Raw genomic sequence first — 23,064 nt, 5'->3', positions numbered from 1 at the left:
TGCTAAGATTCTTTGCCGTCTCTCTTATTTGTTTGATTTGCTTTTAGAAGCTTTATAAAAGCAATCACGATCAAAATTAATACAATCGTAAACGGTAACGCTGAAATCAAGGATGCTGTTTGTAGCGCATCTAATCCCCCTGATATTAGCAACACAACGGCAATTGCAGTAATTAATACTCCCCAGACTATCTTTACGAATAATGCAGGGTTCAAACTACCCTTAGAAGTCATACTACTTAAAATGTATGTAGCAGAATCAGCAGAAGTAACGAGAAAGGTAAAGATTAACAAAATAGATAGGATTGTTAGGACAATGGAAACTGGCATCACCCCAAAAGTTTCAAATAGCGCTACCGCAACATCTTCATTGACCGCTTCAGCAATTTTGGTACCATTATTTAAATCACTATAAAGTGCTGTACCACCAAATGTGGCGACCCATAAACATGCTATTGCAGGAGGTACAAAAAGCACCCCAATTACAAATTCACGAATGGTTCTTCCTCTAGAGACTCTCGCAACAAACGCTCCTACAAAAGGTGACCATGCAATAGCCCATGCCCAATAAAATATAGTCCAGTCTCGAACCCAGCTTCCACCTTGATATGGTGTCAAGCGAAGACTGTATTGAATAAAATTGGTAAGATAATCTCCTAAACCAAGTACAAAAGAATTTAATATAAATACTGTTGGACCTGCAAAGAAAACAAACAATAATAGTAACAGGGCAATACCTAAATTAATATTGCTTAACCATTTTATCCCCTTATTTAACCCGGTGCTGGAAGATAATAAATATAATACTAACATAACAAGGGCAATAATTAATTGAAGAAACGTGGAATTTGCAAAACCAAACGTACTGGAAATTCCACCTGTCATCTGAAGAATACCGAGTCCTAATGATGTTGCGACACCCATAACCGTTGCAATCACAGCAAAGGAATCAATTGCATTGCCAACTATCTTATTCTTCCCAACAACTGGTCGTATAGCTGTTGAGATAAGCCCATTTTTTTCTTTTTTAAATTGGTTATAAGCAATGATTAAGCCAACAACTGCAAACACAGACCACTGGCTAATCCCCCAATGAAAAAAGGAATATCCCATAGCCACTCTAGCAGCTTCTTCTGACTTACTCCCTAAATCAGGAAATGGCGTTAAAAAAAAATGCGACATCGGTTCAGCGACACCCCAGAATACTAAACCTGAACCGAATCCAGCTGAGAATAACATACCAATCCAAGTGAAAAAAGGATATTCAGGGCGGGAATTTTGTGGGCCTAATCGGATCTTTCCATATTTACTGATGGATAACGTGATTAAAAATAAGATGAAAGCAAATACTACTAATAAATAAAGCCAACCAAAATTAATCGTCGTAAAACGAAATAATACTTGTGCAACTTCACCAAAACGTTTTGGAAAAAACGCCCCTAATAGGACAAGTAATAATATTATCGATCCTGACACATAAAATACCGGATTATGATAGGAATGCTTTCTCATAAATTATCCTTTCCTAATTAAAGATTTGATTAGATAAGGATTATTCTTCTACATTCCAGCTATTTTATTCTTGAAACAAAAATGGTTATAAACTAAAAAAGGGTCAAACTTTATAAAAAGTTTGACCCTTTTTATCATACTAATTAGTTTGCTACTCGGCGTACATGTCCTTCAAAATGATCTTTCCAATACCCTGAAGACATATCCGCAACAGCTAATCCTGTTGAATTTTGCGCTCCAATAAATTTACCATTTCCTAAATAAATTCCTACGTGTCCATTAGTCTTATATGTATCAAAGAAAACTATGTCACCTGGTCGGGCATCACTGTAAGAAACTTTAGTACCAACTGACTGCATTGCGGCAGTGCTAGAAGGTAGTGAAATTCCTGCTTGTGCATAAGCCCATGATACAAATCCTGAACAATCAAATCCACCAGGACCTTTTCCACCCCATACATAAGGAGTTCCTAAATGAGGATATCCAGCATTAATAGCTACTTGTGCTGCATTACTTGCTGCAACAGGTGCACTTTGCTTAGATTCTGTTTTCTTACTTAGTTGGGTCAATGAACCGTCAGACTTAGTAGAGTTGTTGTTCCCACTTGAAGCAACAACTGGATTAGATGCGGCTCTTTGGGCAGCTATCTCACGATTTACTTGTGCTTCAATTGATGCTAGTTGACTTGCTTCTAGTTCTAAGTCTTCAATCTTTTTCTGAATACTTTTTTCTTTTTTACTTAGTTCTTTCTTTTTAGCATCGTTTTGTTCTTTTTGAGCTAAAATCGTTTCTTGCATACCAGCTAATTCTGTTTGTAACTCAGATAACTCGTCTAGCTTTTCAGCTACTTTTACTTTATCTGATTCTAATTGGTTAATAAGTTCTTGATCTGATGACGTAATTTTATTCACTGCTGTTACGCGGCTAATAAAATCTGTAAAGCTTTGAGACCCGAAAATCACATCTAAGAATCCAATATTACCACCATTCTTCTGGTAGTTAACCATTCGGTTACTTAGAATTTCAGAACGTTTTTCAATTTCTTTTTCTAGTTCAGCGATTTCATCTTCAGTAGTTTTAACCTTATCATTGGTATCATCAATCATCTTCTGGTTCGATTCCAATGCCTTTTCAACTTGCTTAATTTCTTCATTAAGCTCATCTAATTCTACTAGTACTTCCGCAACTTCCGCTTCAGCTTTCGACAATTTACTTTCAACTTCTGAGCGCTCGTTTTGAACCTCTGCTTTCTTGTTCTGTAAGTCCGTTTCTGCATAAACAGTATTGATGGTGAAACTACTTGTTAAACCAACTACTGTTACTGTTGCTAGGGTAATGAAAGACTTTCTCATTTCGTTCCTCACTTTCTAGACATCCGACTAGTCTACTAAGTCTATTTATGTATCTTTCTACTCTATTATTTCTAGTATTAGTTAAATAGAATTATAGCATCACTTAATTTCATAAGTATTATTGTTATGTTACAAATAGATTTCAAATAATAGTACTAGGTACTAAGACGGATGGGAAATAGTAATAATGATAGAAATAAGAAATGAGAGTTGAAGTACTAATTTGATGAAGAGTGAATGTGGTTAAAGACTTGCTGTAGTCGCGTTTATCCCCCGTATTTCACTTTCAGTATATATATCAAATCTTCTCTAAAAAAACACGAACACGTTAATAAAAGAAATTAACGTGTTCGTTATATATTTCCCGAGAAATTTTTATTTTTGACATATAACTACAATATTCACAAACAGAAAATACTAGTCTTTGATATATTATGACGATTTACTTACTGAACCTTTTTCCAATAAATAGCCAACCAAATAGTAATAACACTGCTGCGATAATTAAATATCTAATAATTGCGTAAATATCCATAAAGCCTATTATTTCTTACCAATAGTTATTGAATCTAATAGTATTCGCTACCATTCAAGGTGATAAAACAGTAGATAATGAAAAGATACATACAGAAGAAATTGGAGAAAACGAGAAGAAAATAGAAGAAAAACCAAAATGGCTGGAAATGACTTTACTCGGGAAGTAGATATGCGATTCCTGGTAGATAGATTAGCTACTCAAGGACTATCGTTGCAGTGTCTTCCTAGCACTTTCCCACAGCACCAGGGCGACTTCTGCTCAGAAAAGACCTTCGCAGTGTCTTCCTAGCCTTCGGGTGGTGAGGTGGGTCTTGTTTATGGGGAGGGTCACCATACTGTCCCCTCTTTAGTCAATGTACGGATTCGTATGAACTCGTCATCATTATCATTTGGTTTATCTTCTAATGGTTTTATTTATGTTATGAAAATCCTATTCATTATGTATTATCGTGAAATAACGTCACTCGAAAACATTTTTCACGAAAATCAATATACTAGTCTATTATCGCTTCTGCTAAAAGCTCATATGACTTATTTCTTGTTTCATAATTTGGAGTATTGGTTAGAATCATGAATTCATCAACCATATGTACTTGCTGAAGCTCCATTAATGCCTCTTTAACTTCTGCTTGATTTCCAATAATCATTTTTTGGCGAGCTTCATGAAATTCTTCTTGTTCTTCCTGCGATAAAGCAGTCGTAACCTTCTTCGATTTTCCCCACAAGAAACTCTCTAACGCAAGTTGCTCTGCTTCCTCTGTGGATTTAGCACAATATATAGAAACCGCCATTATAATTCTTGCTTCCTTATCAGGATACTCCTCTTTGAATATATTTCGATAGGTAGTAAGGATCGGAGCAGCATCCTGATCACTCATGAAATGACCAAATGCATAGTGCATTCCTTTTTTAGCTGCTAAGACAGCACTCTTATCACTAGTACCTAGAAGCCATGGTACTGGCGCTAAGTCTGGTACTGGTGTTGGTTTTACTTTTGAAAACATATGGTCCTTAGGAAAATTTTGATATAAAAAGTGTAACAACTCATCTATTTCCTCTGGCATTTTACGAACATTTTCCAAAAAGTTACCAGACAATGCAATAGAGGCTTCTGCAGATCCACCAGGGGAGCGTCCAATACCTAGATCAATACGACCGGGATATAGGGTAGCAAGCAGATTAAATGCTTCGGCAACTTTAAACGGCTTATAGTGCGGTAGTAACACAGCCCCTGCTCCAATTCTAATTCTTTCGGTGTTCATGCCGATAGCTCCAAGCATGACTTCTGGTGCAGGACATGCTAGTCCATTTAGATCATGATGCTCAGCAATCCAGTAGCGGTGATATCCTAATCGTTCACCAAGTTGGGCCAGATGTACTGATTGAAAAAGCGCATCCTTTGGGGTTGTATCCTGAGCAATTGGTGCTTGATCTAGTATACTTAGCTTCATACTTTTCACCTTCTAATCCTTATTTCTTATTATCTTTTACCTTTTCTTTTTCTTCCTTTACTCGTGGAAGACCATCCACTAATTTCTCTGCTAGTTTACGGTAATAATTACTCATGTTTACTAACGAAGCGATTAAAAGCACTTGTTCTAAGTAATCAGAATCCACATCTTCTAATTTTGATACTTCCTGAGATACCTCATCTTGACATTCTTTAATATCCCCAAGAAATCGTTCTACATTATTTTGTGAAAGCGTTAAGTAGCTTCGATAGATCTTTTCTACATCAAAATCCTCTTCCATTATTTTTTCATTCAATTTATTTAACGTTACCTTTATATCATGAATGGAAAGTGCGCCTTTCAACTGATATATCAGGCTTATTAGGATAAGATGGTTCTTCGAGTATTTCTTATTTTGAATTGGGAAGAGTAGCTTCCCCTTCGCGTAATTATTAATCATCGTTTTCGTTAATACTTTTTCTTGCTCATGACGTTTCGATTTTTCCAGCTTACTTTCAAAAATTTGTATGACCTGATCCATATACAATCCTAAATCAGGCATTTCTTCTAGCAATAATTGATTATCTAAATGTAATTCTTCTAGTGACTTATCTATATTTTCCAATAGCAAAACCCTCTATATCATCATTTTTCTACATTATACTTTACAATTACTTAAAAAGTAAACCTTGACTAGATGATGAAATGGGTGTATCGTAATATGTAGTTATTAAAACTACATTAAAGGGTGTTGTTAACATGAAAACCTATATTCGCGAACCGATTAATGGATTTACTCATCTTTTTGGAGCTGTACTTTCTTTTGTTGGACTATTAGCACTGGTTGTTAAAGCTTCTATTGATAGTGGTTCTCCACTTGCCATTGCAGCAGTTATTATTTTTGGTATAAGCTTGATTCTACTCTATTCAGCATCAGCGACCTATCATATGGTAGTAGCAAAAGATCATATTATTGCTTTCTTAAGAAAGATTGATCACTCTATGATTTTTGTATTAATTGCCGGAACTTATACTCCTATATGTTTGATTGGTCTCGGCGGGAACTCTGGCTGGGTTGTTTTTTCAATTGTAAACGGACTTGCTTTATTAGGGGTTTTATATAAATTAATTTGGTTTAAAGCACCTCGTTGGTTATCAACTGCAATATATGTATTAATGGGCTGGCTCATTGTTTTCTTTAGCCCTTCACTAGTGGATGTCATCTCCCCTATTGGAATGACTTACTTAATTCTTGGCGGGGTATCCTATACGGTAGGTGCAGTCATTTATTGGTTAAAACCAAAGTTTCTCGAATTTAAACATATGGGCTTTCATGAGATATTCCATATTTTCATATTAATTGGTAGTCTATTTCACTTTTTGTGTATCTATTATTACGTATTATAAAATAATGAGTAGCCACAGGGTTGGCTACTCATTTTATTATAGTTATATCTTTCCATACCTACAGATATATGCCAAATAAATCGGTTAATCCTTGCTCGCAACAGCTTCAAACGTAATTATTTCACTTGATTTCGTAGGATATTGTCCATACGCATAATCTGCTGAAATGATAATATCTTTAAATCCAATCTGCTCAAGAATCAGTTTAAACTCCTCTATCCCATACCACCGAATTGGAAATCGCTCTAGTTCAGTTTGAATCAGCTTACCATTCTGCCATTTTTCGTAACGATTATGAGTGATTGTGTATTGGTTAACAGCGTCAACATCAACTAATTTACTTTCAAGTGTGATCATATCCCCATCGTTTGTTTCCCAAGTTCTTGTCGTTACGTTAGTGGTCGTTAAATCATTCGGTAAAAAGATATCTATAATTAGTCTTCCTCCATCTTGAAGATGATGATAGAAATTTTTTAAAGCTTTTAGCGAATCTTCTCTATTATGTAAAAGTAGGAATGTTCCAGTTGGTACAATAATAGCGTCATAGTTTGTTTCTAATGAGAAAGACTCCATATTCTCCTTGAATAATTTTGGTTTTAGTCCTCTTATTTTGCAATTGTGCCTGCAAATGGTTAACATTTCTTCTGAAACATCAAATCCGTCTAAGTTGAAGCCCTTTTCTAATAATGGAATTAGAATTCGACCAGTGCCAACTCCAGGCTCCAATATATTTCCTGTACAAGTTTCTAATCTTTCACTATAAAATTCTACATCCCCGAATGAAAGTCCAATATATTTATCAATATCATATACCTCTGAAGAAAGCTTACTGTAATAACCCAACATAAAATCTCCTCCTTCTTTGATTTATAGACATTTATTAAGTTACTTCGTTTCTCACCATTAGGTAATAATTGATATAGCTAGACTCTCTTGAATTTCAATCCCAACCACTTCTTGCTATAACATTATGATTCCAAAGTAAACTTTTATTACCGTATGGATTTACTTCTCATGTTAACATTATCTTCCACCTAAATACATATTTTTTTCAAAAAAATCACACTTCTAACTTAGGAAGTAGTTTTCATCCATTAAAAAATGGCATCCTATAAGTAGCATGCCATTTTCCAATTAATACGATATCATTTCTGATAACACATATTGATATACTAATTTTTCGGTATTGATAAGTGACTTTTCATGTGTCCGCTCAAAAGCATGGGACGAATCAATTCCCGGACCAATCAATCCGTGGACAATGTCGTGACCTGATTTAATAGCAGCTGATGCATCTGATCCATAATAAGGATAAATATCAAGCTTGTAACCAATAGCATGTTTCTCCGCTAATTGTACTAATCGTTGACGTAAGCCATAATGATAAGGGCCTGATGCATCCTTTACACAAATTGATACCGTATACTCGTCAGTTGACTGACCATCACCCATCGCTCCCATATCCACAGCCAAATATTCTACTGTTTCTGGAGTGATGTTTGAATTACCACCATATCCTATTTCTTCGTTATTAGATATTAAGAAATGTGTTGTATATGGCAGGGTAATATTTTCTTCCTTAAGCCTCTTTATAACCTGTAATAAAATCGCGACACTAGCTTTATCATCTAAATGACGCGATTTTATAAATCCATTATCAGTAAGCTCGACACGTGGATCAAAAGAAACAAAATCTCCTACCTCAATGCCAATATCACGAACCGCTTCAGCATTATCAACTTCAGCATCAATTCGTACTTCCATATTATCCTGGTTTCGTTCTGTCTTGCCTGTATTTCTATACACATGAACCGAGGTTTGGTGCATTAAAATGGTACCTGTTAACACACTGCCACTAGAAGTGTGGATTTTACAGTATTCTCCCTCGACATAGTTATATGGAAAACCACCAATTAAATCTAATTTAAGACGTCCATTGCTCTTCACTTCTTTTACCATTGCACCAAGTGTATCGACGTGTGCAGTCAGAAAGCGGTGCTCCTGATCATTGGCGCCAGGAATCGTTGCAAGTAACCCGCCCTTCCGAATTCGCTTTGTTTTAACGTCTAACTTTTGCAAGAAATCCTCTGTATACTGAATAACATTTGCGGTAAATCCCGTAGGACTTGGAATTGATACTAATTGCTTAATTAATTCTTTTGTTTCTTGAACATTTGGATATATCGTCACCACTTCTACCCCTCTCAAATTCATATACTAATTTATATTGTAACGCGACACGTGATGAATGAACAGGCAATTTCTTAGTAATTCAAGGAATAATCCTATCGAAAGCTTTCAATTAATTGAATTTTTTCCTCATATAGATTAGCTAATTGGTTCTGTAAATAGGTATTTTCCGTATTTAACTTAGCTAATATGCGTCGTACTTGTATTAACTGGTCACCTACTTGGTCAATTGAATCATTAATCTTGCCCTGAACCATCCAATCTACAATTAATCCATCGAAGAAGAAATCCGCAAACTTTAATAAACCTGGCATATCTGTATCAACAGGAATCATTTCATCTATATCCAATAACTCCTTCTGAAAATCTCTCATTCGTGACTGGGCGATATGAATATAATCGGAAGCATCATCCATTCTACTATGTTTTATCGCTGCGGAAATCATCCCACCACCAAACATATCGAGTGTCCCCCAATTAGAGGCAGAGCTCAGTGATTCTTCCGCATTATGAAGTGATTGCTCAGCATATTGGCCAGCTTGAATTGCTTCATTAAATTCCTTTAAATAAGCTTGTATATCCCCTTCTTTTTCACTCAAGCGATATAATTCGTCAGCATACCGATAATGACTTTCCTTTATAAGATGTTCCTTTTTACTAAGCAATTCCTGATACAACTCTTCACTATTCCCTACTTCACCAAGTCTGTTCTGAACATTCAGAATCGAATTCGCAACCTCTTCTCTCGTCTTTTCTGCTTCTTCTAATTGTAATTGAACGGCCAATACTTCTCTATTTTCTTTATCTAATTTTTCATATTTTTTCCCTGTTATGGTAGAGAAAAAATTAGCAATATGAAACCCTTCTAACTTTCTTACATCAGCCTTTTCTTCCATCAATTGGGTGTTTAAGCGATTTATTGTGTTTTCAATTTCGGAGAGTTCCGAGTAGTAATCTTGAAGCTGTGACTCAAGTTTATTTTTCTGTCGAATCTTACCTTTTACTTGAATGATTTGATCATTTAAATTTAAAATCATCGAAATCCCCCTTTTCATTCGCTACCTATACATACGATTAAGCTAGTAAATAGTTTCATGGTTAATCGTATCCATCCTCAAAGCGAAAAAAGGAAGCGCACTTATGCTGCACTTCCTTCTGTCCTACTGCACTTCACCAAAGAACTGGTGGTTAGCCCCATATGGAATCGTTTCTTTTGTAATGTAAACTCCTAAGGATTGGAACGCTTCTACAACATCTTCATACCCGCGTTCAATATGATCCACTCCAGTGATAAAAGTAGTCCCTTCCGCTACCATTCCAGCAAGAATTAACGAGATTCCAGCTCGAATGTCCGAAGTCGTGACTATCGCACCTTTCAAATTACTTTTTCCTTTTACAAAAGCAACACCTGAGCGCACTCTGATGTCTGCTCCCATTTTTCGTAATTGCCCAACATGTTTAAAACGATTTGGGTAGATTTTTTCCGCAATAATACTTTTACCAGTTGCCTGGGTTAATAAAGTCGTCATTGGTTGTTGTAAGTCTGTCGGAAAGCCTGGATACATTCCAGTCCGAATTCGAGAGGCACGTAATTTACCCGTTGAATGAGCTGTTATTGCGTTTTCCTTTACTTCTATCTCTATTCCAATTTCTTGTAGCTTCGTTAGGCATGATCCTAAATGCTCCGGGATAACATTAGTAACCGTCACACTTCCTCCTGCTACTCCTGCACCGATTAAAAATGAGCCGGCAATTAATCGATCTGGAATCACCCGATGGATACCACCCTTTAAGTGATTTACCCCAGTTATGCGAATCGTGTCGGTTCCAGCACCACTAATATTAGCTCCAAGTTTATTAAGAAAAATAGCCGTGTCAATAACTTCTGGATCCCTTGCTGCATTCAGTAATACGGTCTCCCCCTTCGCTCTCACTGCTGTTAACATAGCATTTATTGTAGCTCCAGATGTAATCGTATCGAAATAAATTGTTGCACCACGTAATTCTTTTGCTTCCACTACATAATAATCTTGGTAATAGGTAAAGGTTGCTCCTAGCATTTCTAGTGCCTTTATATGCTGATCAATTGGGCGACTAACAAAATCATCGCCGCCTGGATAACCAACGGACACTTTTCCATACTTAGCCAATAATGCTCCTACGAAATAATAAGCTGTTCTGAAAGAGGATGACTTCTTTGGATTGAAATCCGTTGTGGATATAAATCTAGGATCAATCGAAATATCCCCTGTAATTTCTCGTTTTATTTTAAGGCCAACTTCATCTCCCATTTCTCGAATAACTCGAAAATCAGCTATATTAGGTATCCCTTCGAGTATAATCGTTTCATCAGAAAGACAAGCTGCCGCTAACAAAGCTAGTGAACTGTTTTTAGATCCTGGAATTTGAACAACACCGTTTATAGTAGGTGAATAGTCTACACGAATTGCTTGCAACTAGTATCACTCCTTAGTGGAAGTCGTATTGACAATAATAATTTCCGCATTTGTTTTCTCTATATCTTGAATTACTTTTTCTGATACTGCTTCATCTGTAATAATTAAATCAATTTTATCTATGGGGACAGAAGTAACAAACATGTTTTGTCCGACTTTTTCATTTGGGGCTAAACATATATTTTTTCTTGATACCTCTGCAACTTTACGAGCAAATGCTGCTCCTTCAGGTGTGGCAGTGCTAATTCCACTCGCAGTTATACCACCACCTGTAATAAATCCTATATCTAACGAGAATTTACTCATCATTTCGATAGCAAGTATATCAATAATACTACCTGCTGATTCTCCTCTTAATTTGCCTCCAATTAAGTACGCGGTAATATTTTTTTGTTTACGTACTGATTCAGCGATTTTCATGGAGTTCGTCACTAATGTAAACGGAATGTCTACAGGTAGGTGCTTCAACATCCCATATTGTATTCCCGCTCCACCAATAAATACAGTATCATGCTCCTGAATGTAGGAGGATGCAAGCTTGGAAATGGCATCTTGATGAGGTTCTGGTATACCGTATCTTTTCGATTCAGAGGTTGGTAATGTTCTTACCTTTTGAAGTGCTTTTAATGCTATAGCTCCACCATAGGTTTTTTGTAATAATCCTTGATTTTCCATCATGGAAAGGTCTCTTCTTACTGAATCCACGGAAATCTGGAACAAATCTGCAAGTTCTTTAGCAATTACTCTACCATCTTTTTGCAGAATTTCAAGTATTATTTGCCTACGCTCCTCTGCTAACATCTAGATTACTCCTCACCATTCTCTCTCGAATACGTTACTTTCATACTATGCTTTGTTGTTCTGTTTCGTCAATACTCTTTCATTATTATTCATGTTATTTCTGTTTTTATCCGTTTTATTAAAAAGTAGAGCCTGGGACAAGAGAATTTATCTTAAAGGAAAAACCGAATGATGAGCAAAGACCACGCTCCGGAAATATACTTCGCTTTCACTTCCAGTACAGGGTCGACATCTGCTCGATAAAACCATCGCAGTGTCTACCTTGCCGCCGGGCGGCTGGTGAGCCTCCTCGTGCTACGCACTGTGGGGTCTCACCTATGCCTATCCTCCCGCTGGAGTCTACGTATATTTCCGGAGCTAGTATCATGTATCATTCGGTTTGTCATTTAATTCTTTTCGTTATGTCCCAGTCTCCACCTGTTTAATTTACATCATCTAGCGCGTTAATAAATTTTTTCAGATTAGTAAATTCCGTCTCGCTCTGCCATTTCGCCAATTCTTCTTCCTGATTAGCAAAATATAATGTTAAGATTTCTCTCATTTCTTGATGATATGCCTTACTCTGCTTACTTTCTTCCGCCATTTTGCTAACAAGATGTACCCAGTTGGGGACTATTTCCCCGTATCCGTATTGGGGATACGCTATAGCAATTTCTAATGCATGATTGAAATCACCATTTAAGTATAATTCATTAGCTAACCAATACCCTACATATCGATTATCCCCTTGTTTAGACATTGCTTCTGCAAACTGGCTACTTGCCTCACGATGTAGTCCTTGCATCATTAAAACAGTAGCATATAGGGATTGATCGTATTCATCAAGGATATCAACTTGCTTCCTATATAATTCAAACCATTTATGAAATAATTCCCAATCTCGCTGATTGAAATAATACAGAAATACTTCATGAATGTTAAAGGGGCTAGGTGCTTTCATCGCTAAATCTTCCATATAGGAAATTGCCAATTCATCTCTATCATGTATATGGTCTTCTTCTATCCCGATTAACCGAATAATCATTCGTAAACTATGCAAATCATCTGGATTTTGTTTATAGTTTTCCTTGTACCCGTTTAGAGCTTCTTGTATTTTTCCATCTATTAATAATTGATCTGTTGTCGTTAGTTCTCGTTGTTTTAAATAAAAGAAAGGTAGATTACCATATGATTGATCATCTAACAGAGCGCCATCACTTTTAGTAATTATTTTGCCGTTTTCATCATAGGCAGCCACCTTCCAATAATAACGATTTTCTGGGTGTGTGTATGCTAATAATGATTTAGGGCTTACTATATCAGTATCTCCAAAAGCTACCCCGCCCTGTAAATTATAAATATCCTCTACTGGAATATCTGCTTGAGATTCTTTAATATTCGAAATGGAACCCGTCCCAATCCAGCCACCATCTATTTCATATCCAAATCCTAACTCATAGTAGGAAGCACCTTCTACTTCTTCCCATTCAAAGTGCACTGTATTATCCACTAATTCTTCCTCGTTAACTGGCGTTTTAATAGCAATAAGTTTCTGTAAGGTTATATCATAGGTAACATCATCCTTGCTCCCATCGATTGCCACCGTATCATACATATCTGTCACCCAAGTCCATCCACTAATTTGATCATAATGAACACCAATGGCTAATTGATAATTATTCGGTATGACCCCTTTAAACTCATAATATCCATCGTTATCTGTAAGGGTTTGATATTTTTCATCTGGTCTAATAGCATGAATATTATCACTTTCTTCTTTTAAGAAAACGCCAATATTTTTTAACGGGGTACCATCACTTTTTATTACCCTCCCGGAAATCTTAACTACATTCCCAACACCACCTCGTGCTTTTAGAACACTCAAAGTTTGCTCCAATGATTTCAATCGTTGATAATAAGGATAGTTTTCAAGAGTTGGCTCATCATCAATGTCGGACCATTTTTCTCGTTCAATTTTATAATCTTCTTCATATTGCTTTATCGCTTTTGTAACCTCTTGATACGCTTCCTTAATGTCTCCTTGTTGAAGAAACATTTCAGCTTTCAATTGAGCTAGTTGTGCGATGCTATCTAGTTGAAGTGTTTTGAAGTTTTTCTCCATATCTTGGCTATATTGATTCGCTTCTTCCCATTGGCCATGATTCTTAGCTATTCGTATTCGTTCTATAAGAAGCTCTTCCCGATCATAGGAATAGTTGTTCGATGTTAACCTAGTAGATGCTTGATATAAAGTACTTTTAGCCTTTTCTACTTCTCCAATACGTTCATAATAAAAAGCTAAAGTCTTCGCAGCGGTCACTAAATTCTCATTTAACGGCCCATTCTCCACAAAATCTATTATGAACGGAAGCTTCTCCTCCCAACTAAAATCCATGACTTTCGATTCAAGATCTCCCCATGATGTCATTGATGGACTAATATAGATGTCAAACTTACCGGTATAACCATCATCTATCATATATTGTTGAATAATCTCCCATTTTTTATCTATCGATGTAGTAGATAAAAGCTCGAGAATTTCTTGTTTATCCTCAACCTTACCTGAAATAATTTTCTTTTCAGCCAGATATAACTCCAGATTCGGGATAATGAAAGTCATCAATAATGGAATGAAAGTTAGTATACCTACGACAGCTATAACTAAGTGCTTCACCTTGACCCTAATCTTCACCTCTTTTCACCGCCCCTTTGATTTGATTCCCAATAGAAATACCCCGAACCGTCAACGTGTTTAATCGAATCGGAAGCTCCTTCCTCAGGCCGCTGCTCTATTGATTTTATTGCTGGATATCCCATCACCAGAATAAACAGGACAAGCACTACACTTATTGGTACGAGAGGTATAGAAATCTCTTTATTCCAGAGCTTAAGAAGCTTCTGTTTCCAAGTAGTCGGATAAACATGATTCAGTACTTGTTGATGGTTAGAAAACTGAATATGTTCCATTTCCTTATCGAGTTTGCCTTTTAATTGCGCTTTCGTTTTCTTCAAGAAATTCCTCTCCCTTCACCAAAATATCCTTCAATTTTAAACGTGCTCGCTTTAGCCTCGATTTGATTGTATTTTCCTTTTCCTTTGTATACTCAGCAATTTCGCTAATTTTCATTTCATTAAAGTAAAACAATGTAATCACTTCTCGGTATTTATAATCAAGCTCATGTATTGCTTCGCTTAAATTAGCATTCCATATCCACTCCATTAATTCTTCCTCTGGGGAAAGCGTGGTCTCATCTTCATGAATTTCGTCACTCTCGAAAGCTAGTATAATATTTTTCCAGCTCCATCGACGCATCCGAGTTCGGCAACAATTCATCACAATAGCGGTGAGCCAGCTTTTTAATTTCGCAGGGTCTTCTAGCTGCCTAATCTTCTCATAGGCAATGACAAATGTATCCTGAACGGCTTCCTCTGCTGTTTGATGGTCCTTTAAAAGTAGATAGGCTGTTCGTACTAAATAGTCGCCATACTGGTTCATTAATTCTATAAGTGCACTTTCCTGTTTATCTTTTAACCGGTCAACAAGATGCAAGCTGGCTCCCCCTTTCTGATACTTAGATGCTACTAGTTTAAATTAAGTTGCAACATATCTGTAAAAAATTATAGCATGCCCCTGTTTAGAGCAATAGAAAAGCTTAGTGCGTCCGCTTTGAGCCGTACAGACTGACTAAGCCGTAGCAGATAAAGGAAATACAACGACCGTAGGGAGGTGATGTTGACTTATCGTACAGAGTTGAGGGAAGTCTACTAGTCTCAGGCTCCCGGAACTAGACATCTCTGCTTATACATTCTTATCACGATAAAAAAACACTCTTCCATAAGGAAAAGTGTTACTACTTTACATTAATTTGCTAAATCAATATGAATTTACCTTATGAGTGCAGTCTGGTTAGCCTTCGTTTAGTTGAAAAATTATGCTAACTATATTTATGAATAATAGCTAATACTTTTTTTAATTCTGAAACCGGTATTTGACCTGGTGCTGACTCAGATACACCGGAAGCGAATGTCGCTACAGAACCAAATACGTGACAAGATAACCTACTTATTAATCCATCTCCTCCCATTGAGATGGTAATGAATGGGCGATCGGCATATTTTTCCTTCATTATATTTGTAACCTCTAATAGGGTAATAACATCTTCCTTGTTTTTCGGCATTACCGCTATTTTCGGAATATCTGCCCCAAGATTTTGCATATCTATCAGACGAGAGATAATTTCTTCCTTCTTAGGCGTTTTTTGAAAATCGTGATTAGACAATACAACATACACCTGATTTTCTTTTGCAGAGGAAACTAGTCTTTTTACCATCATATCATCCAAGAACAGTTCGAAATCTACCATATCAGCCACTCTTGATTGAATCACTTTTACCATTAGCTGTTCATAATATTCTAATGGTATTTCCTTATTACCGCCCTCATGAATGGTTCGAAACGTGAATAGCAAAGGCACATTCTTTATTAATTCGCTTATTTTCCCAAGAGCTTTCATTACCGAATGTAAGTCTTCTACAAATTCAAAAGTATCCGCTCTCCACTCGATTATATCCGGCTCCATGGCCATGACTTTTTCTATCTCAGACATTAGTTCCTGCTCAGAACTACCTACAATTGGTACGATTATTTTCGGTAATCCTTCACCAATGGTAATATCACGCACTTTAATGGTTTGCATCTTTTTGTCTACTCCTTGCTTACACAACATATTACCATATTAATCTATTACGATTATCTAAGTAAAGTATAGTTGCTATAGTGTGATTTACGTGTATTCGAAAGTTTATTTATATGTTGGCTTTTTTGGGGGGCGCGGGGTTTGCGCGGGGGCCTGGGTTTCGCGCTAGATTCCTTAATTTTCGCGCGAACTACCTCAAAAATCGCGCGAGGATTCCTATTTTCGCGCGGGCTCCCATGAATTTCGCGCGGCCTTCCCCATAAATCGCGCGAGACTTTATCTGTCGCGCGATTTATGCTAAACGTCGCGCGTTTTTTTATGATACTCGCGCGAATTTGATTGTATATCGCGCGAGTTTTATAAGATTGACTCCTTGTTCAATACGTACCCCTATATAGCTTATGCAATTTCAGAGCTTTCCTTCAATCTAGTAACCTCTTCCTCAATTCGCTCCACATCTATTCGTTCAAATAACGGGTATATCTTCCTTAGAGTAAACGTTGTATACGGTATTTCACCCCACTTTTCCCCCTTAAATCCTAACATTCTTTGTATAGCCTCACTTGAAAAAGGTAGAAACGGAAACAACACTTGAGCAAAATTAACAATCATATAGACACAGGTTGCGAGAGAATCTTCACATGCTCTCCTATTTTCTTTCACTTGAATCCACGGTTTTTGTTTATCAAAGTATTTATTAGCAAAGCGAATACAATGAAATACCGCTTCTATCGCTAGCTTAAATTGTGCCTGCTCAATCAACGTTCCAACTTCCTGATAAAGCTTACCTATTTTTCCTTTTACTGCATTATCCACATGACCATTTGGTGTTACACCATCAAATGACTTTTCAACAAACTTTAAGGTCCGATTTACAAAGTTCCCATAAGCACCGAGTAATTCGCTATTATGACTGTATATAAATTCCCCTCCACGAAAAATCAGCATCCCTGCTTTCAGGAGCATTCGCAATTAAAAAGTATCGAATAGAGTCGGGATGATATCGTTTTAACAAATCTGGTACCCATATAGCCCAGTTTCCGCTAGTCGATAGCTTCTTTTGCTCATCGTTACAAATTCATTAGACACTATATAGGTAGGAAGTGGATTTTTATTAATACTCTTTAGTATGGCTGGCCAAATAATCGAATGAAATGGAACATTATCTTTGCCATGAACATAATAAGCAATCGTGTTTTCATTCCAAAACTCCGCTTCGTCTCTTTTGTTTTCCAAAGCCCACTTCTTACTTGCTGAATAATAACCTGTTACCGCCTCAATCCAGACATAAATTTTCTTCTCTTCATAGCCCTCCACTGGAACCGGTACACCGTTTGGAAGGTCTCTGGAAACTGCTCGATCTACCAATCCTTCTTTAACATAACGCCCTGATAAATGAACCGCATTCTCTCTCCATGTTTTATTTATCTTAGCTTCAGATATAATTTTTTCCATCTCTTTTTGTAACGAGCTTAATTTATAATAAAAATGTTCTGTTGATTTTATAATTGGTTCATCGTCACATGTCTTACAAGCTTTATTTCTAAACTCAATTGGGTTTAATAAATTAGAGCAATAATCACATTGATCTCCACTAGTCTCCGCATTACAATGGGGACAAGTACCCTCAACAAATCGATCTGGTAAGAACTGTTCACATGTTTCACAGAAGCATTGTTCCTCCTTCTTTTTATAAAGCCAACCCTTTTCCAGCAGTTGTAGAAAAACCTTTTGCACCACTTCATGATGTAATCCCGTGTCCATTCGGGTATAACAATCATACGAAAATCCTAACTGATCAAAGCTCTCTTTAAACTCTTTATGATACTTTTCTGCAATCTCTTTTGGCTTTACCCCTTGTTGTTTCGCTTTAATTGCTATTGGCGTACCATTGCAATCACTTCCAGAAACATATAAAACCTCCTCTCCTTTTAAACGATAATACCGTGCTAATACATCTCCCGGTAATAAGCTAGAAAGATGGCCAATATGCAAGGAACCATTCGCATATGACCAAGCGCCACCAATAAAAATACTCATCCTTTTTCCTCCTCATAAAAAAATAAAAAACCCTCGTCCCTAGACAATGTCTAAGGACGAGGGTTAGCTCGTGTTACCACCTTAATTCACTAATAATTCACATTATTAGCCTCAGTAAGTACGGAGTGTAGATACACACTTATACTCTGACATTTGTAACGAGTGCCAAATCTCGTCAGGGGCCTATTTTCAAATATGAAAAGTCGACTCTGAAGCCCCAAGGCCATTTTCAATCAACTATTTTCTGCTTCTTTTCAGCTACCGAAGCTCTCTGGGGAGAAAACACAATTGATTTACTTTCCTCTTCATCACCGTTAAAAGTATTTTTATTATTATGACATATACGTTTCGTTTTGCATAGTTTTTTTCACAGTTACAAAAACATAGCTTCCATATTTCTAGGTAAAGATAAAGATAAGGAGGGTTGATATAGATGGAAAAGCAACAAAATAAGAAACAGTGCAACAAAAACACGAAAAGTTATAGTAATCAGGAAAAAAATCCAGCGTTAACTAACTTATCCCAAGTATTAACTAGCAGTAAATATCAAGATAAGGATAATGAAGATATGTAGAATCCCCATGTGAAAAGTCTCAAGTTCTCTTTATGAACTCCATATATTCAATGAAAGAATGCAGCAACAAGGAGGGGAGTTACTACAGAAAGACATTACTCCCCTCCTTGATTTCTTCGTTCGATTAACTAATATTCTTTTCACCCCTACCCTTAGATTAACTTCAGTGCTGAACGCACTTTAAGGGCACTGACGAACCTTCTCTGTTCCTAGTTTCACGCGGAATTCCTGGTTTCGCGCGAGGGTCCTTAATTTTCGAGCGAACTACCTCAAAAATCGCGCGAGGATTCCTATTTTCGCGCGGGCTCCCATGAATTTCGCGCGGCCTTCCCCAAAAATCGCGCGAGACTTTATCTGTCGCGCGATTTATACTAAACGTCGCGCGTTTTTTAATGAAACTCGCGCGAAATTGATTGTATATCGCGCGAAAATGTTAACTTTTACAGAATTTCACGCACCTCACCTAATATAAAAACACCAAAGTTTAAAACGCTGTGGCGTTCTACATGTCTTTCTATATAAGAAAAGGAGCCTTAATTTAAAGGCTCCTTCTCAATCTTATTCCCCTTCACTATTTTCCTGTTTCTTCGGTAGTCTTCCTGCCTTTTTCATAGCCTCTCTAAGCAAAAACTCAATATGACTATTGACACTGCGAAATTCGTCGTTAGCCCAAGTTTCAAGGGCATCGTACAGTTTCGGGTCAATGCGTAATGGGAAATTCTTTTTCTTCATCATATCACTTCTCTATTGGTATAGTGAACCTGTATTAATGACTGGCTGTGTGCCGTGGTCTGATACAATAGAAACAAGAAGGTTATTAATCATAGCAACTCTACGCTCATCATCTAAATCTACAATACCTTCTTTTTCAAGTCGTTCAATCGCATCCTGTACCATACCCACTGCACCATCGACAATCTGTTTTCGAGCAGAAATAATGGCACTTGCCTGCTGTCTTTGAAGCATCGCTTGGGCGATTTCAGTAGAGTATGCTAAATGGGTTAACCTTGCCTCAATAACCTCAACACCTGCCACACGTAATCTTTCTTGTAATTCTTCCGTTAACTCCGTGGAAACTTCTTCTGCATTTCCCCTTAATGTTAATTCATCAACCTCAAAATTGTCATAAGGATACTTTGTTGCTACAGCACGGATAGCTGTTTCACTTTGGATTTCAACAAATTGTTCATAACGGTCTACATCGAAAACAGCTTTTGCTGCATCAATAACTTTAAATACAATTACTGCTGCGATTTCGATTGGATTCCCATTAACATCATTTACCTTTAATCTATTGCTGTTAAAATTTCGCACACGAAGCGAGATAGTTTTTCGTACAGTAAATGGAATCGTCAGTACAATCCCTTCCCGTCTTATTGTCCCCATATATCTACCAAGAAAAATAACAACGACAGATTGATTAGGTTGAATCATAGTTATACCAGATCCTAGCACAATAGCTAACACAATCAAAATTCCACCAAGGATAAATTGCTCCTCTACAAAGCTAAATACCGTTCCGGCAATTAACCCTGCAATGACAAGAATCCCAAGATAACCATTCATTACCCAAGCATTTTTCTCTTTAATCCCACTCATAACAAATCCCACCTTTTTAATAAATATCGTTCTTATATCATTATGATATCATGTTTATGAATTTTCGCAAATCTTTTCCTCGTTTTCACATAAAAAAACTCACACGGTAATTCATACGAGACGAATTGCCAATGTGAGTTCAGATATATTTTTTTCGAACTAATAAAGCTTATTCCCATGACGAACGTTATTTATAATTCATCGTTGCTTGTACTGCCTTTTTCCATCCTTTATATAGGTTCTCTCTTTTCGATTCTTCCATTTGCGGTTCGAATACGATATCATAATTCCATTGGGATGCAATTTCTTCTTTACTTTCCCAGAATCCTACCGCTAAACCAGCTAAATATGCTGCCCCTAATGCTGTTGTCTCCTTTATAAAAGGTCGTTCAACAGGAACATTTAAAATATCACTTTGGAATTGCATCAGGAAATCATTCTTAACACTACCACCATCTACTCGTAATGATTGTAAAGATATTCCAGAATCTTTAAGCATAGAGGTCAATACATCTTTCGTTTGATATGCTAGTGACTCTAGTGTAGCCCGAATAAAATGCTCTTTTGTTGTTCCACGAGTCAAGCCAAATACCGCACCACGTGCATCACTATCCCAATAAGGCGTACCTAATCCTACAAACGCGGGCACTACATAGACTCCTTCTGTTGAGGAAACCCGTGTAGCATATGTTTCACTGTCAGCAGCATTTTGAAACATACGCATTCCATCCCGTAACCATTGAATAGCTGAACCCGCAACAAAGATACTTCCCTCTAGAGCGTATTCTACCTTTCCGTCAATCCCCCAAGCTATCGTCGTTAATAATCCATGCTTAGATTGAACCGCACGCTCACCGGTATTCATTAACATAAAGCAACCGGTACCATATGTATTTTTAACCATTCCTTCTTGAAAGCATGCCTGACCAAATAAAGCTGCCTGCTGGTCACCTGCCACACCTGCAATTGGGACATTTTGCCCAAATAAATGATAATTGTCTGTCGTTCCATAAACCTCGGATGAGGAACGAACTTCTGGTAGCATGGATTGAGGAATAGTTAACATATCTAATAATTCTTCATCCCATATTAATTCATGAATATTAAACATCATCGTACGAGAGGCATTGGAATAATCTGTTACATGAACTTTTCCACCAGTGAATTTCCAGATTAGCCATGTGTCGATTGTTCCAAATAATAGCTCATCCTTTTCTGCTCTTTCCCTCGTTCCTTCAACATGATCTAAGATCCACTTTACCTTCGTTCCAGAGAAGTATGGATCCACTAATAGACCCGTTTTTTCTCTAATTAGATTCTCATAGCCATTATCTTTTAATTCCTGACAGATTGCTTCTGTTTGACGTGATTGCCAAACGATAGCATGATATACCGGAATTCCAGTATTTTTATCCCAGACTACAGTTGTTTCCCGTTGGTTCGTAATGCCAATTCCAGCTATTTGTTCTGGTTTGATATTTGATTCTACTAGGGATGTAGCGATGACAGATAGCACCGATGCCCATATTTCATTCGCATCATGCTCTACCCAGCCCTGCTTTGGAAAATATTGATTGAACTCCTTTTGGGCTATATGTACAATTTCTCCTTGTTTATTAAAAATAATGGCACGTGAACTAGTAGTACCTTGATCAATTGCTAATATATATGTATCCATTTCGAAATCCCCTCTTTATTCCTCTCTCTTTAATTGCAACATGAAACACTAGTCGGAAGTAGGATTATAATAATCCCAAAGTTCTTTACTTGAAGTCGTAATAGTTGTTGCACCTGCATCTATTGCCTGTTGTACCTCTTCAACGGTTTCAATAAATCCACTAGCGATTATTTCTTTATTGGTCTGTTGACTAAATTGACGTATGATCTTAGGGACAACACCAGGAAGTAATTCAATATAGTCTGGATCAGTTCGTTCTATTAATTTACTACTTCTTTCAATCGACTTCGAGTCCAACAAAAATATTCGTTGAAAAGTCTGAACCCCTTTTTGTTTCGCTTTCATAATAACATTTGGCTTTGTCGAGATAATACCTAAGGGTTTGTACTCCTGACAAATATATTCTGTAGCATATTCATCAGACTTTAATCCCTGAACTAAATCGATATCAAGTAATAATTGTTTCTTATGCTGCTTAGCGAATTGAAAAATCGGTTTCAATCGAGATATATGAGCATTTAATACTGCAAAATACGTATAATTATAATCTGGGAATTTATCAATGTCCTTTATTTCTCCAATTACCGGTATAATTGCTTGCCCTTTAAAATTCAACAAATCACCTCTTTCTTCATCCCTATCGCCAGTATATAAATAATATAATAATGGGGCTGTCCCATAAGTCCTAAAAAATAAGGCAAGGGAGAAAAACGAGTCGTATTTCTCCCTTGCCTTTTCGAGTTGTTCGATTTTTCTCTGAAAGTAGCTGGCGGATGCCTGCTACTTTCAGTA

The 23,064-nt window shown here is 36.9% G+C and carries 21 protein-coding genes, 1 pseudogene and 1 other annotated feature; of the genes and pseudogenes, 3 read left to right on the top strand and 19 right to left on the bottom strand.

What is annotated here, in order from left to right; genetic code table 11:
* Positions 1 to 2: 2 nt before the first annotated feature.
* Both KGF86_RS18165 and KGF86_RS18160 read right to left on the bottom strand, forming a co-directional pair.
* Positions 3 to 1,511 carry a BCCT family transporter gene (locus tag KGF86_RS18165; protein WP_186870968.1) on the bottom strand — a complete coding sequence of 503 codons (1,509 nt, stop codon included), beginning with the start codon at positions 1,509 to 1,511 and terminating at the stop codon, positions 3 to 5.
* Positions 1,512 to 1,654: 143 nt separating this feature from the next.
* Positions 1,655 to 2,863: a C40 family peptidase gene (locus KGF86_RS18160; protein WP_186870969.1), complete on the bottom strand. Its 1,209-nt coding sequence runs from the start codon at positions 2,861 to 2,863 to the stop codon at positions 1,655 to 1,657.
* A gap of 563 nt (positions 2,864 to 3,426) precedes the next feature.
* On the opposite strand from KGF86_RS18160, the gene KGF86_RS18155 reads away from it, so the two are divergent.
* The gene (locus KGF86_RS18155; RefSeq protein WP_186870970.1) at positions 3,427 to 3,567 is read left to right on the top strand and encodes a hypothetical protein; all 141 of its coding nucleotides are present in this window, start codon (positions 3,427 to 3,429) and stop codon (positions 3,565 to 3,567) included.
* A gap of 327 nt (positions 3,568 to 3,894) precedes the next feature.
* Here the strand turns inward: KGF86_RS18155 and KGF86_RS18150 are convergent, their stop codons facing one another.
* Positions 3,895 to 4,851, bottom strand: coding sequence for an LLM class flavin-dependent oxidoreductase (locus KGF86_RS18150; RefSeq protein ID WP_211742642.1), 957 nt, complete (start codon positions 4,849 to 4,851; stop codon positions 3,895 to 3,897).
* A gap of 19 nt (positions 4,852 to 4,870) precedes the next feature.
* Positions 4,871 to 5,476 (bottom strand): DUF1836 domain-containing protein, encoded by a 606-nt coding sequence (locus tag KGF86_RS18145; protein WP_186870972.1) that lies wholly within the window; start codon positions 5,474 to 5,476, stop codon positions 4,871 to 4,873.
* Between the two features lie 134 nt (positions 5,477 to 5,610).
* Between KGF86_RS18145 and trhA the strand changes: the two genes are divergently transcribed.
* Positions 5,611 to 6,258 carry a PAQR family membrane homeostasis protein TrhA gene (gene trhA / locus KGF86_RS18140; RefSeq protein WP_186870973.1) on the top strand — a complete coding sequence of 216 codons (648 nt, stop codon included), beginning with the start codon at positions 5,611 to 5,613 and terminating at the stop codon, positions 6,256 to 6,258.
* Between the two features lie 84 nt (positions 6,259 to 6,342).
* Here trhA and KGF86_RS18135 read toward each other — a convergent pair whose 3' ends face one another.
* From KGF86_RS18135 to metG, 10 genes and pseudogenes are all read right to left on the bottom strand, one after another.
* Positions 6,343 to 7,104, bottom strand: coding sequence for a class I SAM-dependent methyltransferase (locus KGF86_RS18135; RefSeq protein ID WP_211742641.1), 762 nt, complete (start codon positions 7,102 to 7,104; stop codon positions 6,343 to 6,345).
* 288 nt (positions 7,105 to 7,392) lie between these two features.
* Positions 7,393 to 8,448 (bottom strand): M42 family metallopeptidase, encoded by a 1,056-nt coding sequence (locus tag KGF86_RS18130; protein ID WP_211742640.1) that lies wholly within the window; start codon positions 8,446 to 8,448, stop codon positions 7,393 to 7,395.
* 95 nt (positions 8,449 to 8,543) lie between these two features.
* On the bottom strand, positions 8,544 to 9,485 hold the full coding sequence (locus KGF86_RS18125) for a hypothetical protein (RefSeq protein WP_186870503.1): 942 nt from the start codon (positions 9,483 to 9,485) through the stop codon (positions 8,544 to 8,546).
* A 123-nt stretch (positions 9,486 to 9,608) separates the two neighbouring features.
* Complete coding sequence (gene murA, locus KGF86_RS18120; RefSeq protein WP_211742639.1) at positions 9,609 to 10,904, bottom strand: UDP-N-acetylglucosamine 1-carboxyvinyltransferase; 1,296 nt, start codon at positions 10,902 to 10,904, stop codon at positions 9,609 to 9,611.
* A gap of 6 nt (positions 10,905 to 10,910) precedes the next feature.
* A complete protein-coding gene (locus tag KGF86_RS18115) occupies positions 10,911 to 11,705 on the bottom strand; it encodes a DeoR/GlpR family DNA-binding transcription regulator (protein WP_211742638.1) in 795 nt (264 codons plus the stop codon).
* A gap of 421 nt (positions 11,706 to 12,126) precedes the next feature.
* Complete coding sequence (locus KGF86_RS18110; RefSeq protein ID WP_211742637.1) at positions 12,127 to 14,376, bottom strand: carboxypeptidase-like regulatory domain-containing protein; 2,250 nt, start codon at positions 14,374 to 14,376, stop codon at positions 12,127 to 12,129.
* Positions 14,373 to 14,696, bottom strand: a complete 324-nt coding sequence (locus KGF86_RS18105) for a hypothetical protein (protein ID WP_211742636.1) — start codon at positions 14,694 to 14,696, stop codon at positions 14,373 to 14,375. The genes KGF86_RS18110 and KGF86_RS18105 overlap by 4 nt, the downstream gene beginning before the upstream one ends.
* A complete protein-coding gene (locus tag KGF86_RS18100) occupies positions 14,656 to 15,234 on the bottom strand; it encodes an RNA polymerase sigma factor (RefSeq protein WP_211742635.1) in 579 nt (192 codons plus the stop codon). Before KGF86_RS18100 ends, KGF86_RS18105 begins: the two co-directional genes overlap by 41 nt.
* Before the next feature lie 385 nt (positions 15,235 to 15,619).
* Positions 15,620 to 16,381, bottom strand: coding sequence for a type I 3-dehydroquinate dehydratase (aroD, locus tag KGF86_RS18095; RefSeq protein ID WP_211742634.1), 762 nt, complete (start codon positions 16,379 to 16,381; stop codon positions 15,620 to 15,622).
* Between the two features lie 399 nt (positions 16,382 to 16,780).
* Positions 16,781 to 18,421: pseudogene (gene metG / locus KGF86_RS18090) on the bottom strand (methionine--tRNA ligase).
* Between the two features lie 49 nt (positions 18,422 to 18,470).
* Positions 18,471 to 18,739, bottom strand: a binding site (T-box leader).
* Positions 18,740 to 18,854: 115 nt separating this feature from the next.
* On the opposite strand from metG, the gene KGF86_RS18085 reads away from it, so the two are divergent.
* On the top strand, positions 18,855 to 18,995 hold the full coding sequence (locus KGF86_RS18085; protein WP_211742633.1) for a hypothetical protein: 141 nt from the start codon (positions 18,855 to 18,857) through the stop codon (positions 18,993 to 18,995).
* A 558-nt stretch (positions 18,996 to 19,553) separates the two neighbouring features.
* Here the strand turns inward: KGF86_RS18085 and KGF86_RS18080 are convergent.
* The 5 genes from KGF86_RS18080 to KGF86_RS18060 all read right to left on the bottom strand — a co-directional run.
* Positions 19,554 to 19,730 carry a type II toxin-antitoxin system antitoxin gene (locus tag KGF86_RS18080; RefSeq protein ID WP_211742632.1) on the bottom strand — a complete coding sequence of 59 codons (177 nt, stop codon included), beginning with the start codon at positions 19,728 to 19,730 and terminating at the stop codon, positions 19,554 to 19,556.
* 9 nt (positions 19,731 to 19,739) lie between these two features.
* Positions 19,740 to 20,585 (bottom strand): SPFH domain-containing protein, encoded by an 846-nt coding sequence (locus tag KGF86_RS18075; RefSeq protein ID WP_211742679.1) that lies wholly within the window; start codon positions 20,583 to 20,585, stop codon positions 19,740 to 19,742.
* A 196-nt stretch (positions 20,586 to 20,781) separates the two neighbouring features.
* Positions 20,782 to 22,272 (bottom strand): glycerol kinase GlpK, encoded by a 1,491-nt coding sequence (glpK, locus tag KGF86_RS18070; RefSeq protein WP_211742631.1) that lies wholly within the window; start codon positions 22,270 to 22,272, stop codon positions 20,782 to 20,784.
* A gap of 48 nt (positions 22,273 to 22,320) precedes the next feature.
* The gene (locus tag KGF86_RS18065; protein WP_211742630.1) at positions 22,321 to 22,887 is read right to left on the bottom strand and encodes a glycerol-3-phosphate responsive antiterminator; all 567 of its coding nucleotides are present in this window, start codon (positions 22,885 to 22,887) and stop codon (positions 22,321 to 22,323) included.
* On the bottom strand, positions 22,884 to 23,064 hold a 181-nt coding region (locus KGF86_RS18060), incomplete at its 5' end, for a hypothetical protein (RefSeq protein WP_211742629.1). The genes KGF86_RS18065 and KGF86_RS18060, both read right to left, overlap by 4 nt.

Origin of the sequence: Ornithinibacillus massiliensis (assembly GCF_018310345.1) — a bacterium.
Classification (GTDB): Bacteria; Bacillota; Bacilli; order Bacillales; family Amphibacillaceae; genus Ornithinibacillus; species Ornithinibacillus massiliensis.
The sequence above is the reverse complement of the archived record's forward strand: the minus strand, read 5'-3'. Positions and strand labels throughout refer to the sequence as shown.

What these genes read in the sequence shown, in the direction of transcription:
- KGF86_RS18150 (WP_211742642.1), bottom strand. Translation starts at nt 4,851, where the DNA reads ATGAAGCTAAGTATACTAGATCAAGCACCAATTGCTCAGGATACAACC.
- KGF86_RS18165 (WP_186870968.1), bottom strand. Translation starts at nt 1,511, where the DNA reads ATGAGAAAGCATTCCTATCATAATCCGGTATTTTATGTGTCAGGATCG.
- KGF86_RS18125 (WP_186870503.1), bottom strand. Translation starts at nt 9,485, where the DNA reads ATGATTTTAAATTTAAATGATCAAATCATTCAAGTAAAAGGTAAGATT.
- KGF86_RS18160 (WP_186870969.1), bottom strand. Translation starts at nt 2,863, where the DNA reads ATGAGAAAGTCTTTCATTACCCTAGCAACAGTAACAGTAGTTGGTTTA.
- KGF86_RS18080 (WP_211742632.1), bottom strand. Translation starts at nt 19,730, where the DNA reads ATGATGAAGAAAAAGAATTTCCCATTACGCATTGACCCGAAACTGTAC.
- KGF86_RS18135 (WP_211742641.1), bottom strand. Translation starts at nt 7,104, where the DNA reads ATGTTGGGTTATTACAGTAAGCTTTCTTCAGAGGTATATGATATTGAT.
- glpK (WP_211742631.1), bottom strand. Translation starts at nt 22,272, where the DNA reads ATGGATACATATATATTAGCAATTGATCAAGGTACTACTAGTTCACGT.
- KGF86_RS18115 (WP_211742638.1), bottom strand. Translation starts at nt 11,705, where the DNA reads ATGTTAGCAGAGGAGCGTAGGCAAATAATACTTGAAATTCTGCAAAAA.
- aroD (WP_211742634.1), bottom strand. Translation starts at nt 16,381, where the DNA reads ATGCAAACCATTAAAGTGCGTGATATTACCATTGGTGAAGGATTACCG.
- trhA (WP_186870973.1), top strand. Translation starts at nt 5,611, where the DNA reads ATGAAAACCTATATTCGCGAACCGATTAATGGATTTACTCATCTTTTT.
- KGF86_RS18085 (WP_211742633.1), top strand. Translation starts at nt 18,855, where the DNA reads ATGGAAAAGCAACAAAATAAGAAACAGTGCAACAAAAACACGAAAAGT.